The sequence below is a fragment of the Virgibacillus salexigens genome, assembly GCF_000723585.1.
Lineage (GTDB): Bacteria > Bacillota > Bacilli > Bacillales > Amphibacillaceae > Virgibacillus > Virgibacillus salexigens.
The window spans coordinates 621,631-635,007 of the sequence record NZ_CCDP010000002.1; the positions used below are offsets into that span (position 1 = coordinate 621,631).

Sequence of the window (13,377 nt, forward strand, 5' to 3'; positions counted from 1 at the left end):
ACTTTCCTAATGAAGAATCCTGCTTGGTCCCGATTAATGATAATTGGGAGAGTCATCTTGATCGACATATTTTCCATGGTTAGGCATAGCTAATTCATCAAAAGAAGATACTAACCTTTGAAATCCTTTGGATAGTTTCTCGTCTTTCATAACTGCACCGTGTCCAGATACCAAAGTTGATGGATTAAGCTCAGCCAGCTTTTCAACCGACGCTCGTGCAGCTTTCCAATCGGTTGTAAGATATCTTGGTGGACCACATACCTCTTGTGTTTGCATAAAAACACGTGGCAATGAATCTTGTCGAACCGTAACCACCGCGTCACCTGAGAATAAAAATCCGTCACGTTCACGGTAAAACGAAACATGCCCTGGCGTATGTCCTGGTGTGTGAATCCATTTCCAATCAGCTAACCCCGGAACGGAATTATCTTCCGGTAAAGATTGAATTGCTTCTCCTAAATCAATCGGTTCTACTGGATACATAGAGGATATTTTAGCTAATACCCCTCCTTCTACGGAGGGGTCAGGATCTGGATAACTCTTCTCACCCGTCAAATAAGGGATTTCTAGTGGATGAGCATATACAGGAACATCCCATTCCTCTAATAAATCAGCTATCCCTCCAACATGATCAAAATGCCCATGTGTCAATAAGATTGCATTCGGCTGACTCCCTCTTCCGAAACGATCCACAACCACTGACTTTATCTCCGGAGCAGCATTTGGTAAACCAGCGTCAATTAACACCCAGTCACCTGTCTCTGGATTGCCAATAAACCCAATATTGACGATTTGATCCGTGTAGTAATATATATCGGTTTTAACTTGAATTCCCCCACCACTCGTGATCGATGTCATTGGAATAAATTTATGATGTTCGGATTGATGAAATTCGTTATCCATAATAACTAGCTCCTTTGTATCGTATTACCTCTAGTATTTATCAGGGAGCAAAAAAATAACCACTCTAAGAGCAGTTATTTATACATGAATAGTTATGTTGAAGCATACTTCTTCTTTTCTTCAATAGAACCATCCTGTCGGTGTACAATCAAATACGTTCCTTTATTTTTTGCTATTTTTCGAGCACGTTGGATAGCCCCATGCTTATCTTGAAAAACATTACTTGGCTTCTTCCCATTACTTGATCGTACAGCCCAGCCGCCTTCATGAGCAACGACATGCTCGCCTTCCTCTAATCGCTCTGGATTATTTTCATATTGCTTTCCTTCGCTTGAACGTTTCGTTGGCTTGCCGTTATTTTTATACTGATTTATTTCTTCAGTTGAAGCTTGTTTGCGCCATTGTTTGGCTTGTTCAATTGCAATCGGTATAGCTCTACTCTCCTCATACCCTTCATCAAGCATCGAATTTGCAATATCAATCGCTTTTTTCTTCGTAATAGCTTCTAAGTTTTTCATAGAGGATGGATAATCCGTTCGTGTCCATGGCATAGAAAAAAACCTCCCGACGAAAATTCTTAGTTATAGACTACCCTTTTCGATATCATTAAAAACACATGATATACGTTATTCATCCAAGCAGGAAAGAGGCATTTTTATTATATGCTAACGGGCATATCAGCGGGAGTAACTGAACACTTTCTTATCTTTTGAAAAAACAGCTAATGCTTATATAAGCATTAGCTGTTTTCTTCTAATAATGATGTTCCCATTATATTCACACGTTTCGTATTTTTTAAATCTTCAAGTGTGGTTACGCCAATTCCAAACATAACCATTTTCAACTCTAATTCGATTTGATCCATGGTCGTAACAACTGCTTCAGCTGATTCAGTTGCTGCCTGTAATAACTGACGAGCAAAACCGATCACATCAGCACCAATTGTTATTGCTTTGGCAGCATCAACTCCTGTTTTCATCCCTCCGCTTGCCACTAGTGGAATACTTGGAAGCTTACTCTTAACAGAAACAATACAATCCTTCGTAGGTATTCCCCAATTATTAAACGCTTCAGCTGCAGCTTTTTTTAAAGGATCCTGAGATCTAAGTTTTTCCACTTGGCTCCAGGATGTACCGCCTGCTCCAGATACGTCAATATAGGAAATACCTGCGCCATATAGTTTTTCTGCCACAGTGCCATCAATCCCAAAACCAACTTCTTTCGCACCAACTGGTACTGTTAATTTATTACAAATTTCTTCAATCTTTGGTAACAATTTTTCGAAATTTAAGTCGCCTTCATCTTGCACGGCTTCCTGTAAACTATTCAAATGTAAAACAAGCGAATCAGCCTCCGTTAGATCAACAATCCGCTGAGCTTCTTCTACTCCATAACCATAATTTAATTGAACTGCCCCTAGATTAGCAATTAATGGCGCTGTCGGAGCCTGTTTGCGAATCAAAAAAGAAGCTTTATGCGAATCACTTTCTAACAACGCTCTTGTAGAACCTAGTGCAACAGCCCAACCTTTTGCTTCTGCTGCTATTGCTAGGTTTTGATTGATTTCAGCTGCTAATTCTGATCCACCTGTCATCGAACTAACCAAGAAAGGAGCCTTTAACGATTTATTTAAAAAACTTGTATCGGTTTTGATGGTATCAAAATTAATTTCTGGAAGTGCATTATGTATAAATGAAATACCCTCTAGCCCTGTTGCTTTGTTAACACCTTCCACATTTTCGGTTAAGCAGAGCCTGATGTGTTCGGTTTTCCTGCGGTTGATTCCCTCTTCCATGCTATAGACCTCCAATATTTGACCTCGGATCTTATCATAACATAACTTGTCTATGAAATCGTATGTTTCGATTAGAAATGAAGAAGTTTGCTTCCATATTCTTTTGCCTAGTTCTAAGCCAGCATACGCTAAGTATACGAATTTTTTTCTTTTTTAGGAAACACGGTATAACTAAAGCTAATGATAAAATCAATTAATAAAATCAACGACCATAAACGAAGTGTTCCAAGAAGTACAAAAGTTTGTGCTGTATCATTGATGTATAAGATAATTCCTCCTAGACATAAGCTTCCGATACACCAAGCTGCTAAGTGACGATACCAGCCAACTCTTTCACGTTTAGCAAGCTCTTTGCCATATTTTTTCTTTTTGGCAGGCCTCTCTCCATTTGCAAAATGGAAAGCAAATTGCTGATCTGCCCACTTAATCATAGTATGGCCATATGCAACACTCACACCAATATAAATTGCAGCAATACCATGGACAGTCGAAGCCACTGCACCGTTTTTTAAATCGATGACGGTTGCTATTAACAAAATGCAATCGACAACCGGTGTAAGAATAAGCAAAATCGTACTCAGCCGTTGCCTTTTTAAGATATACCTTGTTACCAATCCAGCTGCAACAAATATCCAAAAGCCTATTTCACAAGCTATGATCAACCAACCAATCATTATCTCCACCCCTTTTTAGTACAGTTGTACTAATTAAATTATATGCGACTTATTTAAATAATACAACTGTGCTATAATAAAAACATGCCAAAAAAAGTAGATCATGAAAAAAGAAAAATCATTATAGCTGAAGCAACATGGAAAGTAATTGCCGAAGCTGGGATAGAACGAGCGACTGTTCGGAATGTGGCTGAAGCTGCTCAACTATCCGTCGGCTCTTTAAGGCATTATTTTACGACACAACCTGAATTATTACGCTATTCGATGCAGCTCATTTCTGAACGAGTAAGCGAACGGATGGCCAATAAACATTACACAGGGCCACCACTTCAAGTCATGCAGGAAATACTTTTCGAATTTTTGCCTTTCGATAACAATAGAAAAATAGAAATGGAGGTATGGCTCAGCTTCACAGCAAGAAGCCTTGTCGATCCAGATTTAATGAATTTAAATCGACAAGTATATCATGATTTAAGGCAAGTTGTTTCTACGGTTATCCATAGCCTTATATCCTTACAATTCGTAGCAAATGATTTTGCGGCGGAAGTCGAGATTGAACGGTTATATGCACTCATTGATGGACTTGCGATCCATCATATACTCCAACCAGACAGTTTATCTGTGGATACCATGCATGCTGTTATCCAGCATCATCTACAAACATTATGTAAACAGGAGGGGTAGAGATGAAACAAAGAGCCAAACACTTTGCAATAAGTGCACATCATGGGCAACGGAGAAAAAGTTCGAATGCCCCATATATTACACACCCAGTTCGTGTAGCTGAAAGACTTGAAGCGGCTGGTTTCGGTGAAGAATTAATTAGTGCAGGCTATCTACATGATGTCGTTGAGGATACGCCTTATACAATTGAAGACATTAAAGAACAATTTGGCAGTCATGTAGCTTATTTGGTTGCAGCTCACACAGAGGATAAATCCTTACGTTGGAAAGAACGAAAACAACATACCATTGATACTGTCAGAGTAGGTGGTAAAGAAATCAAACAGTTAATAATAGCCGATAAACTTGATAATTTATTAAGTCTAGAGGCCGACTTAGCTAATCAAGGTGATGCAGTATGGGATCATTTTAATGCTCCATATGATCAACAGAAATGGTATAACCAAGCGATTGCTGAAGTAATGTATAACGGGATCAATCAAGAAGACATACCAGATTATTTTAAGACGTATGAAGAACTCGTTCATCGAATCTTTGTTTCATAACAAATATAGAAAAAAGCTGCTATGGGAAAGTAATATAGCTAAATAAAACCGGCACGTAAACCCGATCTCTATTACATTCGGTTCGGGCACTTCATTCGATTGCAGTTTAAAATCGTTTCGTTTTTTCACTGGATCGGCCTCAGCTGACTCGAGTAAGAAATCGCTTACCCGAGTGGATCATACAACCCCTGCTGCAGCCATAGAAGCTCTGTAATGTTTTTCTACTGTATAATTAACTATTAAGCAAGCGTGTTCCTTTTCTTCATTTTAAGTTTGAGGGGGGTCTATATGTCCCCCCCATTCAATAAATGGTTTAAATCCGTGATTCTTTCTACCGTTTGTGATATTTATATCGTTTTTTCATGGTCTTCGATATCTGTTTCCACTTGTTTTTTTCTTCTAATTGTGCTTTTTGGTCTTGTTTTCTTTTTTCATATGCCAGTTCACGCTGCAATTTGAGGTAACTCTGAAAGCGTTGTTCCGATAGTTCACCTGAAGCTATTGCAGCTTTCACCCGACAACCTGGTTCTGTATCATGCCGACAATCTGTGAAATAGCATGCTTCAACAAAACTTTCTACATCTTGAAATGTAGTGTTAAAAGAATGATCGCCTTCCCATAGCTGTAGTTCACGCATTCCAGGTGTATCAATAAGCAATGCGCCACTTTGCAATTGAAACAACTCTCGATGGGTTGTCGTATGACGTCCTTTGCTATCCTGACTACGAATAGCTTTCGTCGTCTGTACTTCTTCGCCCAACAATATATTAACTAGTGTTGACTTTCCTACACCAGAAGACCCCAGTAATGCTGCTGTTCTCTTCGGAACTACATACTCCAAAAGATCGTTCAACCCTTCACCAGTCAAACTACTTAAAGCAACAATTGGCACTCCAATCGCTATCTCTTCGATTTCACTAATCGCATCTGCTAGTACCGCTTCTGTACATTCATCCTTCTTTGTTAGAACAATAATAGGTGTAGCTCCACTTTCATAGGCAGCAAGGACATAACGCTCCATCCGCCGTATATTTAAATCCTCATTTAATGAATTAACAATAAGGATCGTGTCTACATTTGCCGCCACGAGCTGACCCTCTGTTTTCTCTCCTGCCGCTTGCCGGATAAATTGACTCTTTCTCGGCACCACTTGATGAATAACTGCTTTTCCTTCCTCCATCAATTTATCTACGCGAACCCAGTCACCAATGGTTGGAAATTCTAATATGGAGGTAGTACCATTTAAAAATCTTCCGCTTACATGGGCAATATAGTCATTCTCCCCATCGGTAATTCGATACTGATTACGTTGAACCGCTGCAACGCGTGCCAGCTTATCCGTATCTATTGCAGGGAAAAAATGTTCATCCCAGCCTAACTTTTCTAAATTACTCACGATTGTTTCCTCCTATTTTCTGGAGGAAAGCCATTATACCGACCGTTCCTCCATTTTACGTGTAATATGGGTGGTTTGCTTTTTTATTACGAATTCACTCATAAAACATCACTCCTTTCAAATGGAAAAACCTTATACTCTTAGATTAGTTATACCTCATTTTTATGTATACGTAAAGTTTGTAAAAGAGAAATGAACAAGAGAATATGCGTGCTGTCAAAGTGTGTTTCGTCGAAGCGACACTTTCTTATCTTAATAAAAAGCCTTTCACCACTAACTGTTTTAGTGGTGAAAGGCTTAGTGGTGAAAGGCTTATAGGTATAATTATTTTAATTCGTCTAGAATCTCATTAATTTTATCCATTTCAGATTGTAATCCGCCACCGCTTAAGTACCAAAGCGGACCATCTAAATAAATAATTTGATCATTCTTATAAGCTTTAGTTTGTTTAATAATATCATTTTCCATATCCTTATTAATATTCGAATCCCCACCAATAGCAGCTGTGCGATCAATAACAAATAACACTTCTGGATCAAACTCTAGTAATGCTTCAAAGCCAAAGTTTGAACCGTGTGAAGAAGATTCAATATCTTCTGTTACAGGGTTGAAACCATATACATCATAAAGATAGCCGAACCGAGAATTACTAGCAAATCCAGATAAGTTACCTTCATTATACATGGTAACTAAACTAGTCTCATAATTTCCAGCTAGTTCATTTACTTCTTCTAATGCGGAATCAAATTCAGCAAGATATTCATCTGCTTCTTGTTCTTTATCAAACATTGTTGCTGCAATATTAACGGACTCTTGGAAAGTATTCCAATAATCATCTTGCTGTGTTCCAACAAAAACAACATTTGGTGTAATTTCTTTTAATTGGTCATAAAATGCTGACTGGCGCCCAGAGATAAAAATAACATCCGGCTCTAAAGCAGCAATATCTTCAAGTAACGGTTCTTTTAATGTACCAATGTTCGTATATTCATCCGATGCATATTTTTCCAAATGAGATGGTAACGTAGAACCTTTAGCTACTCCTACAATACCCTCAACACCTAATGCATCTAAAGTATCTAACATGCCATAGTCAAAAACTACAATATTCTCTGGCATCGATTCGAATTCTACATCTTCGAAAGTATAAGATGATCCGTCCCTACCTTCACTGTTAGAAACAGTTGGAGAAACTGTCATCGGATATTTTGAATCTTTACTTTGATCTTCAGAATTAGCACCTTGGCTTTCAGCATTTGAATCACCTGATTGTTCTGTGGCACTATCTTCGTTTGACCCACAAGCAACAAGTACGAATGATAAAAATATAAGTACAACTGCCATTCTAAATTTATTCACGCTTTATGACACCCCTCAAAATTATGTAATATATTCGCAACAAATGATATTGATAATCATTATCATCTGTTGTATTTATAGTATAATCCCTTTCACATCAACCGTCAAGACTCTTTAATAAACTTTCAACATTTCATCGATTTGTCATATACAAGAAATAAAGTCTAGAGCAACTGTTTAACCAACCGTAACTCTAGACTACATACAGCTTTATTTAGTTTGCCTCTGTGTGTGAATTAAAATAAACGCAAATCCTACAACCATTTTGTTCCTGTATAGGAATATCCATATCATATATTTCTCTTAAAGCTGTAGAATTGATAATTTCATTCGTTTTACCGTTTTTAACGAGTTTACCTTCCTTTAATGCCACAATTCTATCTGAATAAACCGATGCAAAATTAATATCATGTAAAACAATAATTACTGTCTTACCAAGGTCATCTACAAGCCTTCGTAAAGTCTTCATAATTTGAACAGAATGTTTCATATCTAAATTATTTAATGGTTCATCAAGCAGAATATACTCCGTATCCTGTGCAATGACCATCGCAATGAATGCACGCTGCTTTTGCCCCCCGGATAATTCATCTAAGAATTTATCTTGTATATTAACTAAATTCATATAATCCAATGCTTGTTCAATGTAATTGATATCTACGTCTGTCAATCTTCCCTTTGAATAAGGATATCTGCCAAAAGCTACTAATTCACGTACTGTCAATCGGACATTAATAAAATTGGACTGCCTTAAAATAGAAACCCTTTTTGCAAATTCATTTGATTTCCATTTCTTCACATTATTTTTATCTACCAAAACTTCCCCAGTGTCCGCATCTAATAACCTGCTAACCATTGATAGCAGTGTTGATTTCCCTGCGCCATTGGGACCTATAAATGAAGTTATCGTTCCAGGTTCAATAGTAACGGAAACATCTTCTACTACTGGTTTCTTACCAAATCGTTTCGTTAATCCTTTTATCTCTATCATCGGGAAGACCTACTTTCTTTGATTAATAAGTAAATAAAGTAAATTCCACCAACAAAATTAATGATTACACTCAAGGTTGTACGAAGCTCTAACACATGCTCTACGAGAAATTGTCCGCCAACTAGAGCAATAATACTGATCAAGCTTGCCCCTAATATTAATACAGAATGCTTATAGGAAGCTAAATATTGATAAGATAGATTCGCTACAATTAACCCAAAGAATGTAATTGGACCAACTAAAGCTGTTGATGTCGCTATAAGAATAGAAGAAAGAATTAGGACATTCATTACCATACGATCATAATTAATACCTAGGTTAATTGAATTCTCCCTGCCAAGTGACATCACATCTAATTTGTCCATTATCGAGTATCCATAAATGAATGCTACCAATAACATACCTACAGAAACCAGTAATAAATCAGAATTAACATTTGAAAATGTTGCAAACAATCGAGATTGTAAAGCCAAATATTCTACTGGATCAATAATAACTTGTAAAAATGTAACAAAACTTCCTAAGAACGTTCCAATAATCATTCCTATTAATAATAGTAAATAAATCGGATGTTTATCCGCCCGAAATAAGAATCGATATAATAGGAGAGCAAAAACCACCATCGCAATGATTGCAGCTCCAAAGTTCAGGTATTGATTCAACACCCATACCGACATAGATCCCGCAAAAAAATAAATCAACGTTTGGACAACTTCATACATCGAATCTAATCCCATTACTGAGGGCGTTAATATTCGATTCCTAGTAATTGTCTGAAACACTACTGTTGCATATGAAATAGCGATACCTGTTACAATCATTGCAGCAATACGTATCATTCGTCTAGGGAAGGCGTAGTCAAAACCACCCTTTATATCATAAAAAGCGTAGAGTAATATACAAACCAATCCAATTCCAGCTAGAATAAATAACCTGATCCTATTTTTGCGCATATGCTCTCCCCCTAAACAACATGATTAAGAAGATCGCACTACCAATTACAGCAACCGTAATATTAACTGGAATTTCAAAAGGATGAATAATCACTCTTCCAAGAATGTCACAAGCCAGTAAAAAAGCAACTCCCATGACAGCAGTATGTGGAATTGTTTTTCTTAGATTGTCACCCAAATAAAGTGAAACGATATTTGGTATGATTAGACCCAGGAATGGAATAACTCCAACCGTTAATACCACCGTCGTAGAAATTACAGCAACAAGAAGAAGCCCAATATTTAACACAACTTTATAGCTCATCCCTAAATTCTTAGCGAATTCTTCACCCATACCAGCAACAGTAAACTTATTCGCATACAAATAGGCTAATATAACTGCCGGAACACTGACATATAATAGTTCATATCGACCAGCAATAACTAATGTAAAACTTCCCATTAACCAAGAGGAAATATTTTGTAACAAGTCTGCTTCATAAGCAAAAAATGTCGTAATGGAGGACAAAATATTTCCATACATGATTCCTATTAAAGGAACAAATATGGCATCTTTAAATTTTATACGATCCAAAATCTGCATGAACAAAAATGATCCGATTAATGCAAAAGCAAAACTAAAAATCACTTGCTGGGTATATGTAACATTTGTAAAGAACAGCATGGAGATCAATATCCCAAGTTTTGCTGCATCCAACGTACCTGCCGTAGTCGGTGATACAAATTTGTTCCGACTTAACGACTGCATAATTAATCCTGCAATACTCATCCCTGCTCCTGCCAAAATAATTGCTATTAAACGAGGCACTCTACTAATGAGAAATGTCTGCGCTTTATCGGACTCCCAATCTAACAAATCACTTAGTTGAATATCTATAGCACCAATAAATAGCGAAATAAATGACAGGATAACAGTAATTATAATTAATATCCATAGTCTCATAGGTTATCCTCACACGTGTTGTTGTCATTTTATAATTGAAAATGATTATCATTCTAAATGTAAATTTATTATATAAAATACATCGTATAAAATCAACCTGAATTATACTGCTGCTAGATAAATAATAAAATCGAACCTAGTATAGACAAGAGTTAAAATCAATCATAGGTAATGAAAATTCTACCCAAAAAATAGACCAGACGCTATCCTCTCGTCTGGTCCTAACATAATAGATATAAAATTTATCGTACATTCATTTCACTAGGCTCTGGGCCTTTACGCTCATTACGATCCAAGTCTTTAATTTTTTCTAGTTCATCTGCACTCAATTCAAAATCGAACACATCAAAATTCTCTTCAATCCTTGATGGAGTAACTGATTTTGGAATTACAATATTATCATATTGCAGATGCCAGCGAAGCACTACTTCAGCTGCTGTTTTATTATAGTTGGCTGCAATGTTGGTAATGACTTCATTATTTAACACATCTCCGCCTTGCATTAATGGGCTCCATGCCTCCACATAAATATCATGCTTGGCACAGAATTCTTTTACTTCTTTTTGCTGTAGGTATGGGTGACATTCTATTTGATTTACTGCAGGAACAATTTCGCATTCATCTAACAATCGTTGTAAATGTTCCACATTGAAATTACATACTCCAATCGCTTTCACTCGTCCATCTTTATACAGCTTTTCTAACGCTTTATACGTTTCCACATATTCATCATATTCTGGAGTTGGCCAATGAATAAGATAAAGATCCACATAATCAAGCCCTAATTTTTCTAAACTTTTATCAAAAGCCTTTAATGTATTCTCATAGCCCTGATCTGTATTCCACACTTTTGTAGTAATAAACAAGTCTTCTCTCGGAATATTACTACTAGCTAGTGCTTCCCCAACACCTCGCTCATTATCATATACCTTCGCCGTGTCAATCGAGCGATAGCCAACTTCAAGTGCTTTTTCTACTGCAGGTACTGCTTCATCATTTGGCACTTGCCATACACCAAAGCCTAACTGTGGCATTTTAAGACCATTATTAAGTGTAATAAATTGCATCCTATTAAAACACCCCTTCGATTTAATTAATCTCATCTTATCATAGCTTTTAGCCCATATTAATTAATATGCTTTTAAAGATGCCATCTCTTTCTTACCATTGAATAGGTACCTTCAAACTTTACTAACGAATGATGGTCAATCAAATAGGTTACAGGAAATAAACGATCCAGAAAATACCGGTCATGGGAAACAGCAATAATCGTACCATCGAACTGTTCCAATGCTTCCTCAAGTACTTCTTTCGATTCAATATCAAGATGGTTCGTTGGCTCATCTAAAACAAGCAAATTATGATTTTGATATACCAGTTCTGCAAGACGTAAACGCATTTTCTCTCCTCCGCTCAACTGGCTTACTTTACGAAAAACACTGGGGCCATAGAAAAGGAATTGAGCGAGTATTCCCCTCGCTGCTCCTTCAGCCACATGTACATGTTCTCGAAATTCTTGTAAAACAGACCGTTCGTTATCCATTTCTATCATATGTTGCGAGAGAAAACCAACGGACAAATTACTGCCTAAGTCAACTTTTCCTTCATCGCTATTAATGAAACCTAAAATTAGATTTAATAATGTAGACTTCCCCGTTCCATTTTTACCAACAATAGCAATACGATCCTGATAGCGAATGTGCATATTCACACGGTGAAGCACCCGCTTATCATCATACTTTTTTGATACATTCTCTAACTTCACTACATCTGTCCCACTTCGTTTTTCCATTTGAAAGTCAACTTTTATTCGCTTGTTTTCTAAGATCGGACGTTTATAAATTGTCATTCTCTCTAAAGCTTTTTCCATACTTTTTGCTCGTCGATGTAAACCATCATTTGGGGGATTTGCTCGATTTGCCCACTCTTTTAAGCGTTTTATCGTATCCTTCATCTTCTTTATCTTCTTTTGTTGATCCTGATACGCTTGAAATTCTTGAAGTAAGCGTTCCTCTCGTTCTTTTACATATTTTGTATAATTTGTATTATTATATTTCAAAATATCTCCTTGGTCTATTTCTACAATAGAAGTAATCGTTTCATCCAGAAAGTAACGGTCATGAGAAACGATAACCACCGTACCTTGGTATTGATTTATAAATGTAGTTAGCCATTCGATGGCTAAAAAATCAAGATGATTGGTTGGCTCATCTAATAAAAGCAGGTCCGGTTTTGTTAATAATAGTCTCGCTAAACCAACCTTTGTTTTCTCACCGCCACTTAAGGTGTTCCATTTTTTATTGGATAAGCGCTCCATTTGCAGGCCTTTCATAACACGTCTTACATCAGCAGCTACTACATATCCACCACCATCTTGAAACCGTTCTTGAAGTTTTCCGTATGTTTCCATAAGTTCATTTAATTTTTTGTGATTCTTCTCATTAGCCATTTTGCTTTCCAATTCTTCCATCTGAGCCTTTAATTGATTTAATTCAATGAAAACATCAAACAATAATGTTTCAACTACTGCACTTCCCTCCATGTCGGGAGCTTGTTCTAATAAGCCAATCGTTACATTCTTTTTCCACGTTATCTCACCACTTGCAGGTTTTGTTTTCTTGGCCAGTAAATGTAATAATGTAGACTTGCCTGCTCCATTTCTTCCAATAAGTCCAATTCGTTCTCCTTGTTTGATTTCCAATGATAAATCTGTAAATATTACATTTGCTCCTAGCATTTGAGTAACCTGTTGCAAACTACTAATAATCATTTGCCCTTCCTCCATCGTCAGAAGAGGCATTTTCGATACACAAAAAGACACGAAGACGTTTCTACTCCCATCCGTGTCTTTATAATGCATAGTTTAGCAGCTACTCTTCAATCATCAGAATAGTAAGCTGAGTCCATGCAATATCCGTTTGTAGGTAGATGCCTCTTACTGGTATTTTTTCCATTTAATTGGTAGCTAAAAAGGACATACGTATCCCTTTAGTGGCAATTCCGGAAAAAATCGCATAACGAATATAGAGATATTCCATAAGCTTCGTTACACTACCAGTATGATTCATCTAACCCACCTCCTTTTGTGTTACGTTTAGTGTACCGAAAAATTCAGATTAATGTCAATACTTCCC

The 13,377-nt window shown here is 36.9% G+C and carries 14 protein-coding genes; 2 read left to right on the forward strand and 12 right to left on the reverse strand.

Going from position 1 to position 13,377, the window contains the following annotated elements; all coding sequences use genetic code 11:
* Nucleotides 1–33: 33 nt before the first annotated feature.
* From BN990_RS16005 to BN990_RS16020, 4 genes are all read right to left on the reverse strand, one after another.
* Nucleotides 34–903 carry an MBL fold metallo-hydrolase gene (locus BN990_RS16005; RefSeq protein WP_021288697.1) on the reverse strand — a complete coding sequence of 290 codons (870 nt, stop codon included), beginning with the start codon at nt 901–903 and terminating at the stop codon, nt 34–36.
* 92 nt (nt 904–995) lie between these two features.
* Nucleotides 996–1,454 carry a DUF2188 domain-containing protein gene (locus BN990_RS16010; protein ID WP_021288698.1) on the reverse strand — a complete coding sequence of 153 codons (459 nt, stop codon included), beginning with the start codon at nt 1,452–1,454 and terminating at the stop codon, nt 996–998.
* Nucleotides 1,455–1,642: 188 nt separating this feature from the next.
* A complete protein-coding gene (gene fni, locus BN990_RS16015; protein ID WP_021288699.1) occupies nt 1,643–2,698 on the reverse strand; it encodes a type 2 isopentenyl-diphosphate Delta-isomerase in 1,056 nt (351 codons plus the stop codon).
* 128 nt (nt 2,699–2,826) lie between these two features.
* Entirely contained in the window at nt 2,827–3,372 is a 546-nt protein-coding gene (locus tag BN990_RS16020) for a hypothetical protein (protein ID WP_021288700.1), read from the reverse strand.
* 84 nt (nt 3,373–3,456) lie between these two features.
* On the opposite strand from BN990_RS16020, the gene BN990_RS16025 reads away from it, so the two are divergent.
* Nucleotides 3,457–4,056 (forward strand): TetR/AcrR family transcriptional regulator, encoded by a 600-nt coding sequence (locus BN990_RS16025; RefSeq protein ID WP_021288701.1) that lies wholly within the window; start codon nt 3,457–3,459, stop codon nt 4,054–4,056.
* Nucleotides 4,057–4,058: 2 nt separating this feature from the next.
* Nucleotides 4,059–4,601: an HD domain-containing protein gene (locus BN990_RS16030; protein ID WP_021288702.1), complete on the forward strand. Its 543-nt coding sequence runs from the start codon at nt 4,059–4,061 to the stop codon at nt 4,599–4,601.
* A 331-nt stretch (nt 4,602–4,932) separates the two neighbouring features.
* Here BN990_RS16030 and rsgA read toward each other — a convergent pair whose 3' ends face one another.
* The 8 genes from rsgA to BN990_RS23525 all read right to left on the reverse strand — a co-directional run bounded on the left by rsgA (nt 4,933) and on the right by BN990_RS23525 (nt 13,311).
* Nucleotides 4,933–5,997, reverse strand: coding sequence for a ribosome small subunit-dependent GTPase A (gene rsgA / locus BN990_RS16035; RefSeq protein ID WP_038245783.1), 1,065 nt, complete (start codon nt 5,995–5,997; stop codon nt 4,933–4,935).
* A gap of 324 nt (nt 5,998–6,321) precedes the next feature.
* Entirely contained in the window at nt 6,322–7,341 is a 1,020-nt protein-coding gene (locus BN990_RS16040; RefSeq protein ID WP_101953570.1) for a siderophore ABC transporter substrate-binding protein, read from the reverse strand.
* Nucleotides 7,342–7,570: 229 nt separating this feature from the next.
* Nucleotides 7,571–8,347: an iron ABC transporter ATP-binding protein gene (locus tag BN990_RS16045; RefSeq protein WP_021288705.1), complete on the reverse strand. Its 777-nt coding sequence runs from the start codon at nt 8,345–8,347 to the stop codon at nt 7,571–7,573.
* Complete coding sequence (locus BN990_RS16050; protein ID WP_038245784.1) at nt 8,344–9,300, reverse strand: iron chelate uptake ABC transporter family permease subunit; 957 nt, start codon at nt 9,298–9,300, stop codon at nt 8,344–8,346. The genes BN990_RS16045 and BN990_RS16050 overlap by 4 nt, the downstream gene beginning before the upstream one ends.
* A complete protein-coding gene (locus tag BN990_RS16055) occupies nt 9,287–10,243 on the reverse strand; it encodes an ABC transporter permease (protein ID WP_021288707.1) in 957 nt (318 codons plus the stop codon). Before BN990_RS16055 ends, BN990_RS16050 begins: the two co-directional genes overlap by 14 nt.
* Before the next feature lie 242 nt (nt 10,244–10,485).
* Complete coding sequence (locus tag BN990_RS16060) at nt 10,486–11,310, reverse strand: aldo/keto reductase (protein ID WP_021288708.1); 825 nt, start codon at nt 11,308–11,310, stop codon at nt 10,486–10,488.
* A gap of 74 nt (nt 11,311–11,384) precedes the next feature.
* Nucleotides 11,385–13,013, reverse strand: coding sequence for a ribosomal protection-like ABC-F family protein (abc-f, locus tag BN990_RS16065; RefSeq protein WP_038245785.1), 1,629 nt, complete (start codon nt 13,011–13,013; stop codon nt 11,385–11,387).
* Nucleotides 13,014–13,197: 184 nt separating this feature from the next.
* Nucleotides 13,198–13,311 (reverse strand): RAxF-45 family protein, encoded by a 114-nt coding sequence (locus tag BN990_RS23525; RefSeq protein WP_021288710.1) that lies wholly within the window; start codon nt 13,309–13,311, stop codon nt 13,198–13,200.
* Between the last annotated feature and the right edge of the window lie 66 nt (nt 13,312–13,377).

What these genes read in the sequence shown, in the direction of transcription:
- BN990_RS16005 (WP_021288697.1), bottom strand. Translation starts at nt 903, where the DNA reads ATGGATAACGAATTTCATCAATCCGAACATCATAAATTTATTCCAATG.
- BN990_RS16010 (WP_021288698.1), bottom strand. Translation starts at nt 1,454, where the DNA reads ATGCCATGGACACGAACGGATTATCCATCCTCTATGAAAAACTTAGAA.
- fni (WP_021288699.1), bottom strand. Translation starts at nt 2,698, where the DNA reads ATGGAAGAGGGAATCAACCGCAGGAAAACCGAACACATCAGGCTCTGC.
- BN990_RS16020 (WP_021288700.1), bottom strand. Translation starts at nt 3,372, where the DNA reads ATGATTGGTTGGTTGATCATAGCTTGTGAAATAGGCTTTTGGATATTT.
- BN990_RS16025 (WP_021288701.1), top strand. Translation starts at nt 3,457, where the DNA reads ATGCCAAAAAAAGTAGATCATGAAAAAAGAAAAATCATTATAGCTGAA.
- BN990_RS16030 (WP_021288702.1), top strand. Translation starts at nt 4,059, where the DNA reads ATGAAACAAAGAGCCAAACACTTTGCAATAAGTGCACATCATGGGCAA.
- BN990_RS16040 (WP_101953570.1), bottom strand. Translation starts at nt 7,341, where the DNA reads ATGGCAGTTGTACTTATATTTTTATCATTCGTACTTGTTGCTTGTGGG.
- BN990_RS16045 (WP_021288705.1), bottom strand. Translation starts at nt 8,347, where the DNA reads ATGATAGAGATAAAAGGATTAACGAAACGATTTGGTAAGAAACCAGTA.
- BN990_RS16050 (WP_038245784.1), bottom strand. Translation starts at nt 9,300, where the DNA reads ATGCGCAAAAATAGGATCAGGTTATTTATTCTAGCTGGAATTGGATTG.
- BN990_RS16055 (WP_021288707.1), bottom strand. Translation starts at nt 10,243, where the DNA reads ATGAGACTATGGATATTAATTATAATTACTGTTATCCTGTCATTTATT.
- BN990_RS16060 (WP_021288708.1), bottom strand. Translation starts at nt 11,310, where the DNA reads ATGCAATTTATTACACTTAATAATGGTCTTAAAATGCCACAGTTAGGC.
- abc-f (WP_038245785.1), bottom strand. Translation starts at nt 13,013, where the DNA reads ATGATTATTAGTAGTTTGCAACAGGTTACTCAAATGCTAGGAGCAAAT.
- BN990_RS23525 (WP_021288710.1), bottom strand. Translation starts at nt 13,311, where the DNA reads ATGAATCATACTGGTAGTGTAACGAAGCTTATGGAATATCTCTATATT.